This window comes from Candidatus Symbiopectobacterium sp. NZEC135 (assembly GCF_025962695.1).
Map to the genome: position 1 here is coordinate 40,048 of NZ_JAGFPF010000026.1, position 17,555 is coordinate 57,602.

Here is a 17,555-nt window from a genome sequence, read left to right on the forward strand (position 1 = left end):
GCTAATCAAAAATTCTGTAATAAGAGCAGGCTATCCGCCAGCGGAGACGTGCTTCGTCCCCTGTTATTGTCGGCTTGATTACCAACGCTCTTTCAGCAGGTTCGGCTGAATACCGCCAATCGCTTTGGTATTTCCCAGATATTGCGGCGCAATACCTGCTTCAAATTCGTCACGGAAATACTTGATAGCACTTTGCAGCGGTTCAACAGCACCTGGCGCATGGGCGCAGAAGGTGTTGCCCGGCCCGAGGAAGCGGCACAGTTGCTCCAGCGTTTCAATATCGCCGGGTTGCCCTTCGCCGCGCTCCAGCGCACGCAGGATCTTCACGCTCCACGGTAAACCGTCGCGGCACGGCGTACACCAGCCACAGGATTCGCGGGCAAAGAACTCTTCCAGATTGCGGGTCAGCCCCACCATGTTGATCTCGTGATCGACCGCCATGGCCAACGCGGTACCGAGACGGCTGCCTGCCTTGGCGATATGTTCGAAATCCATCGGCAGGTCGAGATGCGCTTCGGTGAGGAAGTCGGTACCCGCGCCGCCCGGCTGCCAGGCTTTGAATTTAAGCCCGTCGCGCATGCCGCCCGCGTAGTCTTCCAAAATCTCGCGCGCCGTGGTGCCAAACGGTAGTTCCCACAAACCGGGGTTTTTCACACGGCCAGAGAAGCCCATCAGCTTGGTGCCCGCATCTTTACTCTTACCGGCAGACAACCCCTGATACCATTCGGCGCCGTGCGCGATAATCGCAGGCACGTTACACAGGGTTTCCACGTTGTTTACGCAAGTCGGCTTGCCCCACGCACCGGCAGATGCCGGGAACGGTGGCTTGGAGCGCGGGTTCGCGCGACGGCCTTCCAGCGAGTTGATCAACGCGGTTTCTTCACCACAGATATAGCGCCCGGCACCGGTGTGCACGAACAGCTCGAAATCAAATCCGCTACCAAGAATATTTTTACCCAGCAGGCCAGCCTGTTTAGCTTCTTCGATGGCGCGACGCAGGTTTACGGCGGCTTCCACGTATTCGCCACGCAGGAAGATATAGCCGCGATAGGCTTTGAGGGCAAATGCGCTGATCAGCATGCCTTCCACCAGCAGGTGCGGCAGTTGCTCCATCAGCAGACGGTCTTTGTACGTGCCCGGCTCCATCTCATCCGCGTTACACAGCAGATAGCGAATGTTCATGCTTTCGTCTTTCGGCATCAGGCTCCATTTCAGACCGGTGGAGAAGCCCGCACCGCCACGCCCTTTCAGGCCCGCGTCTTTTACCAGACTAACCACTTCGTCCTGTGCCATGCCGCTGAGCGCTTTCTGCGCTGCCGCATACCCATTCTTTGCGCGGTATTCGTCAAGCCAGACCGGCTGCTTGTCATCACGCAGACGCCAGGTCAGCGGGTGCTGTTCAGGCGTCAAAATCCTGTTCATACTCATTGATACGGCTCCAATAGCGAATCGATATCGTCAGGCTTGACATGACTGTGCGTATCCTCGTCGATCATCATCGACGGGCCTTTGTCACAGTTGCCCAGGCAGCAGGTCGGCAGCAGGGTAAAACGTCCGTCAAAGGTGGTTTGTCCGGGTTTGATCTTCAGTTTTCGTTCCAGTGCTGCTTGCACACCCTGAAAACCGTTGATGTAGCACACCACGCTATCGCAATAGCGAATCACGTGGCGTCCAACCGGTTGACGGAAAATCTGGCTGTAAAACGTCGCTACGCCTTCCACATCACTGGCCGGAATTGCCAGAATGTCAGCAATGGCATGAATAGCGCCATCCGGCACCCAGCCACGATGTTTCTGAACAATTTTCAACGCTTCGATGGACGCCGCGCGCGCATCTTCGTAGTGATGTTTTTCATGCTCGATGGCATCGCGCTCAGCGTCGCTCAATACAAAAACAGACTCGTTCGGCGCGGCATCGGCTGCGGCGTTAATAGGTTGTTGAGTGTCTTGATCATGCATAATTAGCGATCCACATCTGACATAACGAAATCAATACTCCCGAGGTACACGATCAGGTCAGACACCAGACAACCGCGAATCACGGAAGGGATCTGCTGCAAGTGCGCATAGCTCGGGGTGCGAATACGGGTGCGGTAACTCATGGTGCCGCCGTCGCTGGTCAGGTAGTAACTGTTGATACCTTTCGTCGCTTCGACCATCTGGAACGATTCGTTTTCCGGCATCACAGGGCCCCAGGAGACCTGGAGGAAGTGGTTGATCAGCGTTTCGATGTGCTGCAACGTGCGCTCTTTCGGCGGCGGCGTGGTCAGCGGGTGATCGGCCTTGAACGGGCCTTCCGGCATGTTGTTCAGGCATTGCTCCAGAATCCGCAAGCTCTGGCGCAGCTCTTCCACTTTCAGCATCACACGGGCGTAGCAGTCACTGATGCCGTCACCCACCGGTACTTCAAAGTCAAAGTTTTCATAGCCGGAGTACGGACGCCATTTACGCACGTCAAACGCGACGCCGGTCGCACGCAACCCAGCACCAGTAACGCCCCATTCCAGCGCTTCTTTGGCGTTGTACGCCGCTACGCCTTGAGTACGTCCTTTGAGGATGGTGTTTTTCAGCGCAGCCGTTACGTAGGTATCCAGACGTTTTGGCATCCAGTCCAGGAACTCACGCAGCAGACGTTCCCAACCGCGCGGCAGGTCGTGTGCTACGCCGCCGATACGGAACCAAGCCGGGTGCATACGGAAACCGGTGATGGCTTCCACCAAATCATAAATTTTCTGGCGATCGGTAAAGGCAAAAAAGACCGGCGTCATAGCGCCGACGTCTTGAATAAAGGTACTGATGTAGAGCAGGTGGCTGTTTATTCTGAACAGCTCTGAGAGCATGACGCGGATAACGTTCACACGTTCCGGCACCACGATCCCTGCCAGTTTTTCTACGGCTAACACATAGGGCATCTCATTGACGCAGCCGCCCAGGTATTCGATACGGTCGGTATACGGGATATAGCTGTGCCAGGACTGGCGCTCGCCCATCTTCTCCGCACCGCGGTGGTGATAGCCCACATCAGGAATACAATCGACAACCTCTTCACCATCCAGTTGCAGGATGATGCGAAACGCCCCGTGTGAGGAGGGGTGGTTCGGACCGAGGTTAAGGAACATGAAATCTTCGTTTTCCGTCCCGCGCTTCATGCCCCAGTCTTCAGGCTTGAACGTCAGGGATTCCATCTCCAGATCTTCCTTCTGCTTGGTCAGCACAAAGGGATCGAATTCGGTGGCGCGCGCCGGGTAATCTTTACGCAGCGGGTGCCCTTCCCACGTCTGCGGCATCATGATGCGCGTCAGGTGCGGGTGACCGTCAAACGTAATACCAAACATGTCCCACACTTCACGCTCATACCAGTTGGCGTTAGGGAACAGTTTTACCATGGTCGGCAGGCGCAGGTCATTTTCAGACAATGGCACCTTGATCATGATGTCGCGATTACGTTCAATGGAGATAAAGTGATAGAAGACGGAGTAGTCTGCGGCAGGCAAACCTTCACGGTGTGTGCGCAGGCGCTCGTCCACCCCGTGCAGATCGAACAGCATCACATAGGGTTTGGGCAGCTTTTTCAGGAACGTGACAACGTCCAGTAATTGCTCACGCTTCACCCATACAACCGGCATCCCGGTACGGGTTGCCTGCACGGTAAAGGCTTCAGGTCCAAAACGGTTACACAGCTCGCCAACGACGGGATCATCCCGGTGATCGCGGGTAGCCCAGGCCGGCTGCGCGAGGTCGTGCGTCGTTAAATCTGTCATAAATATGTCACCACGGTAATTTTGCCATTCTGTTAATGGTGCGGCTGCCGTTTATTATCTTGCTACCCTGTGAGAGTAGTATTACGCAGCCATTCTGCTTGTCATTAACAGATTAAATCTCGTCGGGCGAACGCAGGTTCGTCACCGCAATACGCTCTTCACGTTTGCGTTCGCGCTCGGATTGCATATTGGCGCGATACACGCCCTGCTCTCCCACCACCCATGACAGAGGGCGGCGCTCTTGACCAATAGACTCTTTGAGCAGCAACAGCGCTTGCATATACGCTTCAGGGCGCGGTGGGCAGCCCGGAATATAAACATCCACCGGCAGGAATTTATCGACGCCCTGCACCACGGAGTAAATGTCGTACATGCCACCGGAGTTGGCGCACGCGCCCATGGAAATCACCCATTTCGGCTCCAGCATCTGTTCATACAGGCGCTGAATCACCGGGGCCATTTTGGTGAAACAGGTTCCGGCCACCACCATGAAGTCAGCCTGACGCGGGGAGGCACGTAACACTTCAGAACCAAAGCGCGCCACGTCATGCACGGCAGTGAACGAAGTCACCATTTCCACATAGCAGCAGGAAAGACCGAAGTTGTAGGGCCACAGTGAGTTCTTGCGGCCCCAGTTGACCGTGTCGTGTAAGGCATGCTCCAGGTTTCCCATGAAAACACTGCGGTGAACATGCTGCTCCAGAGGATCGGTAACGATCTCCTGGCGTTGCAGGGGATAACGGTCATTCTCACCGTCCGGCTCTATGCGGGTGAGCGTATAGTCCATCTTAAAGTGCCTCGCTGTTACTGCGGATGAGTGTTGGTAGTGTTAACCGGAAAGTCAGACTTGATAACCTGCCGTTTTGAACGCGTCGGCGTCCAGTCGAGCGCGCCGATACGGACCAGGTAGACCAACCCCGCCAACAACACCAAAATGAAAATGGCAGCTTCGATGAAGCCCAGCCAGCCGCTTTCCCGAATGGAAACGGCCCAGGCATAGAGATACAGAGCTTCAACGTCGAAAATAACGAAAAACATGGCAACCAGATAGAACTTGGCAGACAGGCGCAGGCGCGCAGAGCCAACCGAGTCAATCCCGGATTCATAGGGAACGTTCTTTGCCCTTGCTCTGGCTCTCCCGCCTAGCAGGAACCCGCCCAACAGCATGAAGCCGCACAGGCCGACGGCGATGATAACGAATAGCGCAAATGCCCAGTGATGGGCGAGGATTTCAGTCGTTGTTGACATACTCTTGCTTACTCATCAAAAGTGACGTTGAACACCTGCTCTACTGGCAGTTAATGCGTCACATCGATTAAAAGGAAGGATAATCACCCTGCAAATAATGCGGAAAACAGCTACGTTAAGCGCGTTTTGCAGCGGTTGCGTCCTTTATTTTGTAACCTTTTTTCAACCTTACTAAAAATAACAGCACATAACTTAACATGCACGCTGTTTTGTTAACATTTCACTTTTCATGCTTCAGCTAAATCGAGTCAGTCTGGCTCTGGCGGGTGCAATTGTTAACAACCTGCTAGCTAAAGGATAGGTGATAATGCACAAGCACTATACCATTTTCGTGCGGAAAACCCGGTCCCCCTTAGCCTTAATAGGGTTATTTTTTGATCCAACACACAATTTTGTCAATTTAGTTAGTAAAAAAACCCAATTGTCAGCGCCAATGTTAACAACTGAAAGTCTGCAACATTCATTTGAAAAATAAGAAACAGCTTTTCATAAAATACAAAACCTTAGAAAGCAGGAGGAATAACGATAAGAGGAACGCGATTGAATGGGAATAATCATGAAGTGGGATAATCATAAGGAGGTAAAAAACGGGCATAGCCATGACGGCGTCCTGCTACTACGCCATACCCGTATGAACGCGAGCCACGTTCTGAATTACATAAACAGGGCGTTTTTCAGCGCCGCATCTCCCTCGCTTGTGCTGTTATCGTCACCGGCTGAGGCACCAGAGAGCAGAGGGCCACGATAGTAGTGACCGGACACGACCACATTGAAAATGGCATCAGCCAGGGTGTTGCTTTCTTGCTGGCGTTTGCATAAAAAATACTGCGTATCAGGAAGTGCCGGCAAACCATCTGCCGTTCCCAGTACCCGCAGTTCTGGATTCATCATCTCAACGGTTCGCAACGTCACGCCCAACCCGGCCTTCACCGCAGCACGCACGGCAGGGAGCGTTGACGCGACATAGGCAATACGCCAGGGGATCCCCGCTTCATTGAGCAAGGTGATCGCCAATGCGCGAAAATTGCTGGGCTCATCCAGTAGCACCAGCGACACGGGTTCGTCCTGACGAAAGCGATAATCCGCCGCGCAATACCACATGGTCGGCGAAGTGCGCAGCAAAATTTGCTCGGCGCTCTCACTCGACATGGTAGTAATGGCCAAATCAATCGCTTTTTTTTCCAGCATACTGTGCAGTTCTGGACTAGGCTTTACGCTAACGTCAATAGTCAGTTTGGGAAACAGCGTGGTCACGCGATGCAAAAGCGTAGGCAAAATGTTATCTGCCGTATCTTCACACGCGCCGATCGCCAGCGTGCCCAGCATGTCGCTGTACATCAGCGAGGTGCAGGCTTCATCATTAAATTGCAGGATCTTGCGGGCATAACCCAGAAACTGCACCCCGTGTTCCGTCAGCAATTTGTTACGACCGTGGCGAGCGAACAGCTCTTTACCCACCAGTTGTTCCAGTCGTTGCATTTGTTGGCTCACCGCAGATTGCGTGCGGCAAACTGCCACGGCGGCGGCGGCGAAAGTGTTCAAATCCGCTACCGCTACAAACGTTCTGAGTAGATCGAGATCAAGATTGAGTACCGATCGATTTGCATTGGCCATACGATTTTCACTTATCTATTTTAGTATTTAACAAACATTCCTGGTGTTTTATTACATGTATCATTAATTACAATACATGTTGAAACAGTATCGCAGTCGTTCGATTAGGGCAAAAAAATACTCACGTTTCGTTACCATTATCGCCTTTTCATCCAGCCGCTAACGCCCCCACCAAATAGTGTCAGGATCATTATCCACTCGGTAAAAAAACAACTGCTCCGCCTTTATACTGGAAATTATATTTTCACGCTCCGAATAAATAGCCTGACGAAAAGAAAGGCGCACAGGATGTGTTATCTCCCTTTTTTCAAAAGTGGATTCGTGCCATTCAGCGGGGATAAAATGCACAATAACAGTGCAGCAGCCCGCAGCATTGCACTAAAATCGACGATCATTCTTCAAAAGGGGTAAACACAGGAGTACATTAGGCAGGTTATGCTATTTCATCGCGAAATACGCTTTTCCTGAAAAAGGTTCGCTCTATCTATGATGTCTCCCATTGAGAAGTCTAAAAAGCTTGATAATGTTTGCTATGACATTCGCGGCCCGGTGCTAAAAGAAGCCAAGCGCCTGGAAGAGGAAGGAAATAAAGTACTCAAACTGAACATCGGTAATCCTGCCCCCTTCGGTTTCGATGCACCGGATGAAATTCTGGTCGATGTCATCCGTAATTTACCTACCGCACAGGGTTACTGCGATTCTAAAGGACTTTATTCCGCGCGTAAGGCCATTGTGCAGCATTATCAAGCGCGCGGGATGCGTGAAATGACGCTGGAAGATGTGTATATCGGCAACGGCGTCTCCGAGCTGATCGTGCAATCCATGCAAGCGTTGCTTAACACCGGCGACGAGATGCTGGTTCCTGCACCGGATTATCCGCTGTGGACCGCCGCCGTCTCGCTATCCAGCGGGCATGCGGTGCACTATCTGTGCGATGAAGAAGCCGGCTGGTTCCCCGATCTGGACGACATCCGCAGCAAGATCACCCCGCGCACGCGCGGCATCGTGATCATCAACCCCAACAACCCTACCGGTGCCGTCTACAGCAAAGAGCTGCTGATGGAGATCGTGGAAATTGCACGCCAGCACAACCTGATTATTTTTGCTGACGAGATCTACGACAAAATTCTGTACGACGAGGCGCAACACCACTCCATCGCCGCGCTGGCACCGGATCTGCTGACGGTAACCTTTAACGGGCTATCTAAAACCTACCGTGTGGCTGGGTTTCGTCAGGGCTGGATGGCGCTGAACGGTCCTAAAAAACACGCCAAAGGCTATATCGAAGGTTTGGAAATGCTGGCGTCTATGCGTCTGTGTGCCAACGTGCCGATGCAACACGCCATTCAGACTGCGCTGGGCGGTTATCAGAGCATCAGCGAGTTTATTCATCCCGGTGGACGCTTGTATGAGCAGCGTCTGCGCGCCTGGGAACTGATCAATCAGATCCCCGGTGTCTCCTGTGTCAAACCGCAGGGAGCGCTTTACATGTTCCCACGTATCGATGCTAAGCGTTTCAATATCCATGACGACCAAAAAATGGTGTTGGATCTGCTGCTGCAAGAAAAAGTGCTGCTGGTACAAGGCACCGCGTTTAACTGGCCGCATCCCGACCACGTACGTATTGTCACGCTGCCGCGCGTAGATGAACTGGATTCCGCCATCCACAAACTGGGCCGCTTCCTGTCGCACTACCATCAGTAACGCGCTTGTTTGCATCACGCCTGCACATCATTTTTCACGACGTGCAGGCGGCTTTACCTTGGTTTACATCCTTCCCGTGAGCGGCGACAATAGCTGATTATGGTGCTGCCGTCTGAGAGAACATGATGAATCAGAGTCACTTTTTCGCCCACTTATCCCGCTTGAAACTGATTAGTCGCTGGCCGCTGATGCGCAACGTGCGCACCGAAAACGTGTCTGAGCACAGCCTCCAAGTCGCCTTTGTCGCTCACGCGCTGGCGGTGATCAAAAACCGCAAATTCAACGGCAATCTGAATGCAGAACGCATTGGGATGCTGGCGATGTACCACGATGCCAGCGAAGTGTTAACCGGAGACATGCCGACCCCGATCAAATATTTCAATGCGCAGATTGCCCATGAGTATAAGAAGATAGAAAAGCTGGCGCAGCGCAGCCTGATTGCCATGCTACCACCTGAATTACAGCAGGATTATCGTCAACTGATTGATGACAGTTGTTGCAGTGAAGAAGAGCACGCCATCGTCAAACAGGCGGATGCCCTGTGCGCTTACCTGAAATGTCTTGAAGAGCTTTCAGCCGGTAACAGCGAGTTCGCTCTTGCCAAAACCCGACTGGAAAAGACGCTGCAACAGCGCCAAAGCCCGGAGATGGACTACTTCATGGAGGTGTTTATTCCGAGTTTTAGCCTGTCACTGGATGAGATTAGTCAGGGTTCCACCCTGTAAGTCGGAATAGGGTTGTTTTGTTTTTTATCCGCGTAAAAAATCACGCCGAGGTGGGCGAGACCGCCGGGTGAGCCGCATGGATGCGGCGAAAGGCAGCGCCGCGTCGGGAACGCGTCGCTGGCGGCCCGATGGCGGTCACGAACGCCGAGGGCACCGCGCAGCGGCGTGATTTCTCGCAAAAAGCCAGGGGCCATGGGGCGACGGCGATTGAGCCGCCCCATGTCGGGCGCGCGCTACGCATGTAGCAAAAAGTCGCTTAGCCCGTTGCGCACGAAACCTTCACTGCATGCACAGAAAAATGGTTTTATAAGCTGCATCAACGCACAGTTAAAAACCATACAGCCACGGCACCATGATGACACTAACAATCATCACCAGCACGGTAAACGGCACACCCACTTTCACGAAATCACCAAAACGGTAGCCGCCCGGACCGAGCACCAGCGTATTCACCGGTGACGAAACCGGTGTCATGAATGCCGCCGAGGCGGCAATAGCCACAATCATCGCGAAGGGATACGGCGAGACTCCCATCTGTTTTGCGGCAGCGATAGCTATAGGTGCCATCAATACAGCAGTGGCGGTGTTGGAAATAAACAGTCCGATGGTCGCACACAGCACAAACAGGCACACCAGCATCACCTGCGGCCCTGCTCCACCGGCAATGTCCATCAGTCCGTTAACAATCAGCGTCACACCGCCGGTTTGCTGAAGCGCCAGCGCAAACGGCATCATCCCGACGATCAAAATCAGGCTCGGCCAGTGGATTGCACGGTAAGCGCTCTCCATATCGATACAGCGAAATTTTCCCATCAGCAAACAGGCAATCAACGCGGCAATCGCATTGGGGATTTCATCGGTCAGCATCATGGCGACCATCAGCGCCAGACAGAACAGCGCGTGTGGAGCTTGACTCACCGCAGGCGCAACGTCATCCACTTCAGCGGGTAGGTTCAGCACCAGCATCACATGCTTTTGCGATTGCAGTTGGCGGATCATACGCCAGTCGCCAATCACCAGCAGGATATCCCCCAATTGCAGCGGTTCATCGGCCAGCAATCCGTCCATCGCTTCACCATTGCGGCGGATACCGACCACGGAAAGCCCGTAGCGACTGCGGAAGCCTACGTCATAAAGCGTCTTGCCAATCAGTTCAGAATCGGGGATCAGCGACACTTCTGCCATCCCGACATCGCGTGCCTGTTCGGAAAAGTATTCTCCGCGCAGCACCATCGGTTCCAGGCGCTGCGAGGCGCAGAATTCACGCAAATCAACCTCAGAGGCTGACATATCGATCAACAACACATCGTTTAACCGCAGTTCGGTGTTGCCCGCTACGCTGACCATTACGCGACGAAACTTACGCCAACGTTCAATCCCCACCACGTTGGCACCGTAGCGCTGGCGCAGTCGCAAATCATCAAGGCGGTGGCCGATAAAAGGAGACCCCGGCAGTATCGCCAAACGACGCGCTCTGCCCGTCAGTTTATAATCGCGAATCAGGTCACGGAAGGTCTTGCGCTTCCAACCTTCTTTTTTATCCGCATTGGGATCGATGCCGCTCAGCCAGAATCGCGCCACCAGCATGTAAGCAATGCCCAGCAGCAGCACCACAATGCCAATCGGCGTGACGCTGAAAAAGCCAAAACCGTGGTTGCCGTCACGCATCAACTCACTGCTTACCACCATGTTGGGCGGCGTCGCCACCAGCGTCATCATCCCGCTGATAAGGCCGGCAAAACTAAGCGGCATCATCAGCCGCCCCGGCGACGTTTTCATTTTGGCCGAAACGCTTAACACCACAGGAATAAATATCGCCACCACGCCGGTGGAGCTCATAAACGCGCCCAGCGCCGCCACGGTCAGCATCAGCAGCACCAACATTTTGATCTCACTGTTACCCGCGACGCGGATCAGCCACTCCCCGACCTGATACGCCACGCCAGTTCTCACCAGCCCTTCGCCAATAACAAACAGCGCGGCAATAAGAATCACGTTCGGGTCGCTAAAGCCGACTAGCGCATCCGGCAGCGTTAAGGTACCGCTCAACACAAAGGCGATGATAACCAACAGCGCCACCACATCCATGCGTAGCTTATTGGTGCTAAACAATAAGATAGCGATCAACAGCAGGGATAACACCCAGAGCAGTTCGCGGTTCAAAAGATCCTCCCGAAAAAAGGCATAAGCCAGCGGCAACACGGTTACTTCTCACCGTCCAGACGGTAACAGCCTAAAAAATCACGCTTAACCCAAGTCTGTTCTGGTAGTCTGCCATAAAAAAACCCCGCCGAGGCGGGGTTTTGATCATATTTAGTTACGCTTTTATCAATCGGTTAGCTTATGCACCGCTACGCCGTTCGGCGTTGCAGTCAAGGTCAGTTGCGTTAGCGATGTCAGAACCATATCAACGTCCTCTAACGCCAAGGTATCCGCCGGGGCATTAACGGCAATCACCTGACAGCCAGCCGCTAACCCGGATTCCAATCCGGCAGGTGCATCTTCTACCACCACACACTCATGCGGTTCCAGGCCCAAGCTTGCGGCACCCAGCAGATAAGCATCCGGCTGCGGCTTACCGCGAGCCACCTGTTCCGCAGTGATAAACACCTGCGGCTGCGGCAATTGCCCGGCACGATGGCGCGCATGGGCGATAGGCACGGTGCCTGATGTCACGATAGCCCAAGGAATACCGAGCGCGTTGAGGCGTTCGAGGAGTTGGCTTGCACCTGGCATCGCCTGCACGCCCTGCGTGTCAGACGCTTCGGTGCGCTCCAGTTCGTCAAACTCACGCTGAATCTCCACTTCGCTTTTACCCTGCAAAAAGTGGCGCAGCGAGGTGATCGCCTGTTTGCCATGGATAAAATCAAGCACCTCCTGGGGGTCGATATCATGGGCTACCGCCCAATTCACCCAGGCACGCTCCACGGCGGGTAATGAATCCACCAACGTACCATCCAAATCAAACAGGAAACCTTTACACTCCACAACCACCTCTTTGTTTTATTTCACCGGTTCAGGCATTGATGATTTGCGCAATCTCTACGGCGCTTAAATGATACTGACGCGGGCAGGACACCCACACAGCCAGCATGCGGTTGTATTTTTCCCACATTTTAGTCTGTGCGTTGAAGCCGTGGGTACCGGAATCAAAATGCGGGTAACGCCCTTCGACATGCACCATGAAACGCACAAAGCCGAGATAACGCGCTTCGGTCGCGGCATCAAAGCCCAAAAAGGCCAGGCGACGCTGATCCAGATCCTTGCGGTCTTTCAGGTTATCCCAGGAAACCTGCAAGGCGTGGTGCATTTCCATGATATTGATGATGGTGCGGCATACGTCTTCACTGAGTTCGCCAAATTCCCGATCCAACTCACGCATTTGCAGCCCATAGCCGCGCTCGACGATGGTTTGCAGCCGACGATAGCGTTCTGCATTGTCCGGATCCATCATCGTCATCATTTTGTATTGATTCGAAAGGATCAATCTCTGGGCATTGGTCATTTCCATCGTGCTCTCCTGAACCTCTATAGTACCGGCCTGACGCCGCTGACTCGTTTAACCTGATACCAGAATCGCATACCCAAAAGTGGGAAGATAGCGCTAGCCTCAGGTTTTTTGATTTAAAACAGAGGGGAAGGACAAAATAATACTATCTACCCGTAAAGATCACAGATCGTCTAAAAAGGTTTTATCCAGCTGTTTAAAAGCACGTTTCAGCACGTCGGCCAGCATCTGGTAAGTGGGTTTACCTTCAATCGGTGCCAGCGCCATCCCAGCCTCTTGCAGTTTAAAGCGAAGATCGTGAAACCATTCGGAAAGGGTTGGTGGTAACGGCGATACCGAGCGGCGACCCAGCCACCACAGCCCCTGTAACGGCAGGCTACAGGCAAACAGTGCGGTCGCCACCGCCGGACCCAACTGACCGCCCAGCGCAATCTGCCAGGTTAAGGTGAACACGGCCAACGGCGGCATAAAGCGAATACCGAACTGGGTAGCGCGCACTACGCGATTTTCAGGAAAAACAGGAGCCAGACGTTTATCCAGCGGCCAGGTTTTCATATAATGCTGCCCGTAATGGAGTACACGCCATCCCCCGCGTTTATCAGTTGGTTGAGATTTCATGGCGACTCCTTTGTTACCGTTTCAGTTATTACCATTTTCAATTGCATCATCAAAATAACAGATAAAAAATAAAATCCTAAAACAAGCCAGCAACTCTATTTGATAAACTTAAAATATATTTTGTGTTTGCCTGACGCTATCGGTATCCTACCTCGGCGTAGGTCGCCATCTATACTAAAGTAGTCATGTCACTGAACCCATGTGGTCATGCTGCATGCCAGAATAACGATCCTTTCACCATCGTGCTTGATGATGAATGCCGTTTTCAACTGTATTAACTACAGCATAGGCAAAAAACAGGGGACCATTGGTGCGGGCGCGACATTTATCGCCTTATTTTTCGCCACATGCTTTTCAGGGCCGATATGTCATCTTCGCACGCCATGCATCCAGTATGCTATGCGGATAGGCCATATCGGCGCTTTTTCATGGTCATGTCAGGGAAATCACACCGTGCCATGACGTTAGTCATAAATGTCAGCGGCTGTTTAGGCTACGCTACGCGCTGTTTGACATTTGTTCACCATGTATAACAAGTAGGTACTTCCATGTCGAGTAAGTTAGTACTGGTTCTTAACTGCGGTAGTTCATCCCTGAAGTTCGCTATCATCGATGCTGTTAACGGGGAAGAGTACCTGTCAGGTCTGGCCGAGTGTTTCCATCTTCCTGAAGCCCGTCTGAAATGGAAAATGGATGGTGCCAAGCAAGAAGCTGCGCTGGGCGCAGGCGCTGCACACAGCGAAGCGTTGAACTTCATCGTTAACACCATTCTGGCACAGAAACCGGAACTCTCCGCGCAACTGGTTGCTATCGGTCACCGTATCGTACACGGCGGCGAGAAATTCACCCAGTCTGCCGTGATCAACGACGACGTATTGCAAGGCATCAAAGATTCCGTGCCTTTCGCACCGTTGCACAACCCGGCTCACCTGATTGGCATCGACGAAGCGCTGAAATCCTTCCCGGCGCTGGCAGACAAAAACGTTGCCGTATTCGACACCGCATTCCACCAGACCATGCCGGAAGAATCCTACCTGTATGCCCTGCCGTACAAACTGTACTCAGAGCATCACGTTCGCCGCTATGGCGCACACGGCACCAGCCACTTCTTTGTGACCCAACAGGCCGCTGAAGCGCTGAACAAGCCGGTTGACGAAGTTAACCTGATCACCTGCCACCTGGGCAACGGCGGTTCCGTAACCGCAGTGCGTAACGGTAAGTGCGTCGATACCTCCATGGGTCTGACCCCGCTGGAAGGTTTGGTCATGGGTACCCGTAGCGGTGACATCGACCCAGCCATCATCTTCCATCTGCACGATTCTCTGGGCATGAGCGTTGAGGCTATCAACACGCTGCTGACCAAAGAATCTGGCCTGCTGGGCCTGACTGAAGTCACCAGCGACTGCCGCTATGTTGAAGACAACTACACCACCAAGGCGGATGCCAAACGTGCCATGGACGTTTACTGCCACCGTCTGGCTAAATACATCGGTGCCTACAGTGCGCTGATGGAAGGCCGTCTGGACGCCGTTATCTTCACCGGTGGTATCGGTGAAAACGCGGCCATGGTTCGTGAACTGACGCTGAACAAACTGGGCCTGCTGGGCTTTGAAGTTGACCACGAACGTAACCTGGCTGCTCGCTTCGGCAACGGCGGCAACATCAGCAAAGAGGGCTGCCGCCCTGCGCTGGTAATCCCGACCAACGAAGAGTTGGTTATCGCGCAAGACGCCCTGCGTCTTACCGCGTAAGACAAGTAATCCCACACCGTCAGCCAAGGCTGACGGTGTCGTTTCTGACCAAGCTGTTTTTGACTCAGCGAGCAACCGTAAAGAGGTTTAGCCGTGTCCCGTACAATCATGTTGATCCCCACTGGCACCAGCGTTGGTCTGACAAGCGTCAGCCTGGGTGTCATTCGTTCCATGGAACAAAAAGGCGTGCGCCTGAGCGTGTTCAAACCGATCGCGCAGCCGCGTTCTGGCGACAATACGCCGGACCAGACCACCACCATCATCCGCGCCAACTCAGCCATCACAGCGGCTGAACCGTTGAAAATGAGCCACGTTGAAGCGCTGCTCAGTTCCAACCAGCAAGACGTGCTGATGGAAGAGATCATCGCCAACTACCACGAAAACACCAAAGATGCAGAAGTGGTGTTGGTAGAAGGTCTGGTGCCGACGCGCAAACATCAGTTTGCCAACGCGCTGAACTATGAAATCGCCAAAACCCTGAATGCCGAAATCGTGTTTGTTATCGCACTGGGCAATGACTCTCCAGACCAGTTGAAAGAGCGCATCGAACTGGCTCGCAGCAGCTTTGGCGGCAGCAAGAACAAAAACATCACCGGCGTTATCATCAACAAGCTGAACGCTCCGGTGGATGAACAAGGTCGTACCCGTCCTGATTTGTCTGAAATCTTCGACGATTCCAGCAAAGCAGACGTGCCGAACGTCGATCCGAAACAACTGTTTGCCAACAGCCCGTTGCCGGTACTGGGCTGCGTGCCGTGGAGCTTCGATCTGATCGCCACTCGCGCTATCGACATGGCAAAACACCTGAATGCCCGCATCATCAACGAAGGCGAAATTCAGACCCGTCGTGTGAAAACTGTGACCTTCTGTGCGCGCAGCATTCCGCACATGTTGGAACATTTCCGTCCGGGTTCCCTGCTGGTAACCTCTGCGGATCGTCCTGACGTACTGGTCTCCGCGTGCCTGGCCGCCATGAACGGCGTTGAAATCGGGGCCGTGCTGCTGACAGGCGGTTATGAAATCGATGCCAGCATCGCCAAACTGTGCGAACGCGCCTTCCAGACTGGCCTGCCGGTATTTATGGTGAACACCAACACCTGGCAGACCTCGCTCAGCCTGCAAAGCTTCAGCCTGGAAGTGCCGGCTGACGACAGCGAACGCGTTGAGAAAGTCCAAGACTACGTGGCCCGCCACATCGACAGCCAGTGGATTGAATCCCTGAGCGCCGCGTCCGAGCGTTCTCGCCGTCTGTCTCCGCCGGCATTCCGCTATCAGTTGACCGAACTGGCACGCCAAGCGGGCAAACGCGTTGTGCTGCCGGAAGGCGACGAACCGCGTACCGTGAAAGCCGCTTCTATCTGTGCCGAACGTGGTATTGCACACTGCGTGCTGCTGGGTAACCCAGAAGAGATCCAACGCGTTGCTGCTGCACAGGGTGTTGAACTGGGCAAAGGCATCGAAATTGTCGATCCGGAAGTGGTTCGCGAACGCTATGTTCCGCGTCTGGTTGAGCTGCGTAAGAGCAAAGGCATGACCGAAGTGGTCGCGCGTGAGCAACTGGAAGACAACGTGGTGCTGGGCACCCTGATGTTGGAACAAGGTGAAGTTGACGGTCTGGTTTCCGGTGCCGTTCACACTACCGCTAACACCATCCGTCCGCCGTTGCAGTTGATCAAAACCTCTCCGGGCAGTTCACTGGTTTCTTCTGTGTTCTTTATGCTGCTGCCGGAACAAGTGTTTGTCTACGGTGACTGCGCTATCAACCCGGATCCGACCGCAGAACAACTGGCCGAGATTGCGATTCAGTCCGCCGATTCCGCCGCCGCGTTTGGTATCGAGCCGCGCGTTGCCATGATCTCCTACTCCACCGGTAACTCCGGTGCGGGCAGCGACGTGGAAAAAGTGCGTGAAGCAACCCGTCTGGCACAGGAAAAACGTCCAGATCTGGTGATCGACGGTCCGCTGCAATACGACGCCGCAGTCATGGCCGACGTAGCGAAATCCAAAGCGCCGAATTCACCGGTTGCGGGTCAAGCTACCGTGTTCATCTTCCCGGATCTGAACACCGGTAACACCACGTACAAAGCGGTACAACGTTCTGCTGACCTGATCTCCATCGGGCCGATGCTGCAAGGCATGCGCAAGCCGGTGAACGATCTGTCCCGTGGCGCGCTGGTAGACGATATCGTTTATACCGTTGCACTGACCGCTATTCAGGCTACCCAGCAGTAATCTCGGGTAACCCACTGAAGTAGTGTACTGCCACTTCAGTACCCATCCCCTCGCAGCGCAGGTTGCGTGGGGATTTTTTTACGTCAATCCCGCTCACAGCACATGACCAAACTGGACATCAGCCAGTGAAAACGCGTCCCCAGATAACCAACATAATATTTCCTTTTATTTGACCGATATATCCAGTGTAACCCGATGATTATTCGCTTGTCTGTTTTTCATGGCAACGTCTATTGACAGTGCACTCGCAGACAAATAATCTCAAAACAAACAGAAAAACAACACATTAGCGATTCGCTATTCACTTCGTAAGGAACGCACAGCATGAATCTGGTTCACTATCTCGGCAAGCAGACGCTGGGGGTTTTAGCCTGCTACCAGCAGGGAAAGGTGGT

General features: G+C 53.5%; 14 protein-coding genes. 4 read left to right on the top strand and 10 right to left on the bottom strand.

The genetic code is table 11. The features are described from left to right. Positions 1 to 78 precede the first annotated feature (78 nt). From nuoF to J5224_RS14010, 6 genes are all read right to left on the bottom strand, one after another. Complete coding sequence (nuoF, locus tag J5224_RS13985) at positions 79 to 1,428, bottom strand: NADH-quinone oxidoreductase subunit NuoF (protein WP_264625948.1); 1,350 nt, start codon at positions 1,426 to 1,428, stop codon at positions 79 to 81. Continuing rightward, positions 1,425 to 1,958: an NADH-quinone oxidoreductase subunit NuoE gene (gene nuoE / locus J5224_RS13990; protein WP_264625949.1), complete on the bottom strand. Its 534-nt coding sequence runs from the start codon at positions 1,956 to 1,958 to the stop codon at positions 1,425 to 1,427. The genes nuoF and nuoE overlap by 4 nt, the downstream gene beginning before the upstream one ends. 2 nt (positions 1,959 to 1,960) lie before the next feature. Beyond that, complete coding sequence (gene nuoC / locus J5224_RS13995; RefSeq protein ID WP_264625950.1) at positions 1,961 to 3,760, bottom strand: NADH-quinone oxidoreductase subunit C/D; 1,800 nt, start codon at positions 3,758 to 3,760, stop codon at positions 1,961 to 1,963. A gap of 112 nt (positions 3,761 to 3,872) precedes the next feature. Then, positions 3,873 to 4,547: a NuoB/complex I 20 kDa subunit family protein gene (locus J5224_RS14000; RefSeq protein ID WP_222157560.1), complete on the bottom strand. Its 675-nt coding sequence runs from the start codon at positions 4,545 to 4,547 to the stop codon at positions 3,873 to 3,875. Between the two features lie 17 nt (positions 4,548 to 4,564). Continuing rightward, positions 4,565 to 5,008: an NADH-quinone oxidoreductase subunit A gene (locus J5224_RS14005; RefSeq protein WP_264625951.1), complete on the bottom strand. Its 444-nt coding sequence runs from the start codon at positions 5,006 to 5,008 to the stop codon at positions 4,565 to 4,567. Positions 5,009 to 5,662: 654 nt separating this feature from the next. Then, a complete protein-coding gene (locus J5224_RS14010; protein WP_264625952.1) occupies positions 5,663 to 6,622 on the bottom strand; it encodes a LysR family transcriptional regulator in 960 nt (319 codons plus the stop codon). Positions 6,623 to 7,111: 489 nt separating this feature from the next. On the opposite strand from J5224_RS14010, the gene J5224_RS14015 reads away from it, so the two are divergent. Both J5224_RS14015 and yfbR read left to right on the top strand, forming a co-directional pair. Next, a complete protein-coding gene (locus tag J5224_RS14015) occupies positions 7,112 to 8,326 on the top strand; it encodes a pyridoxal phosphate-dependent aminotransferase (protein ID WP_264625961.1) in 1,215 nt (404 codons plus the stop codon). Positions 8,327 to 8,451: 125 nt separating this feature from the next. Further along, positions 8,452 to 9,051: a 5'-deoxynucleotidase gene (yfbR, locus tag J5224_RS14020; protein ID WP_264625962.1), complete on the top strand. Its 600-nt coding sequence runs from the start codon at positions 8,452 to 8,454 to the stop codon at positions 9,049 to 9,051. A gap of 327 nt (positions 9,052 to 9,378) precedes the next feature. Here yfbR and J5224_RS14025 read toward each other — a convergent pair whose 3' ends face one another. The 4 genes from J5224_RS14025 to yfbV form a co-directional block, all read right to left on the bottom strand. Further along, positions 9,379 to 11,214 (bottom strand): SLC13 family permease, encoded by a 1,836-nt coding sequence (locus tag J5224_RS14025; RefSeq protein ID WP_264625953.1) that lies wholly within the window; start codon positions 11,212 to 11,214, stop codon positions 9,379 to 9,381. 165 nt (positions 11,215 to 11,379) lie between these two features. Beyond that, entirely contained in the window at positions 11,380 to 12,039 is a 660-nt protein-coding gene (locus tag J5224_RS14030) for a sugar phosphatase (protein ID WP_264625954.1), read from the bottom strand. A gap of 28 nt (positions 12,040 to 12,067) precedes the next feature. Then, positions 12,068 to 12,562 (bottom strand): YfbU family protein, encoded by a 495-nt coding sequence (locus J5224_RS14035; protein WP_264625955.1) that lies wholly within the window; start codon positions 12,560 to 12,562, stop codon positions 12,068 to 12,070. A gap of 159 nt (positions 12,563 to 12,721) precedes the next feature. Then, the gene (yfbV, locus tag J5224_RS14040) at positions 12,722 to 13,177 is read right to left on the bottom strand and encodes a terminus macrodomain insulation protein YfbV (RefSeq protein WP_264625956.1); all 456 of its coding nucleotides are present in this window, start codon (positions 13,175 to 13,177) and stop codon (positions 12,722 to 12,724) included. Between the two features lie 548 nt (positions 13,178 to 13,725). Here yfbV and ackA point away from each other — a divergent pair. Together ackA and pta are read left to right on the top strand one after the other, a co-directional pair. Then, positions 13,726 to 14,928 (top strand): acetate kinase, encoded by a 1,203-nt coding sequence (gene ackA, locus J5224_RS14045; RefSeq protein WP_264625957.1) that lies wholly within the window; start codon positions 13,726 to 13,728, stop codon positions 14,926 to 14,928. Between the two features lie 93 nt (positions 14,929 to 15,021). Beyond that, the gene (gene pta, locus J5224_RS14050; protein ID WP_264625958.1) at positions 15,022 to 17,160 is read left to right on the top strand and encodes a phosphate acetyltransferase; all 2,139 of its coding nucleotides are present in this window, start codon (positions 15,022 to 15,024) and stop codon (positions 17,158 to 17,160) included. Positions 17,161 to 17,555: the final 395 nt, after the last annotated feature.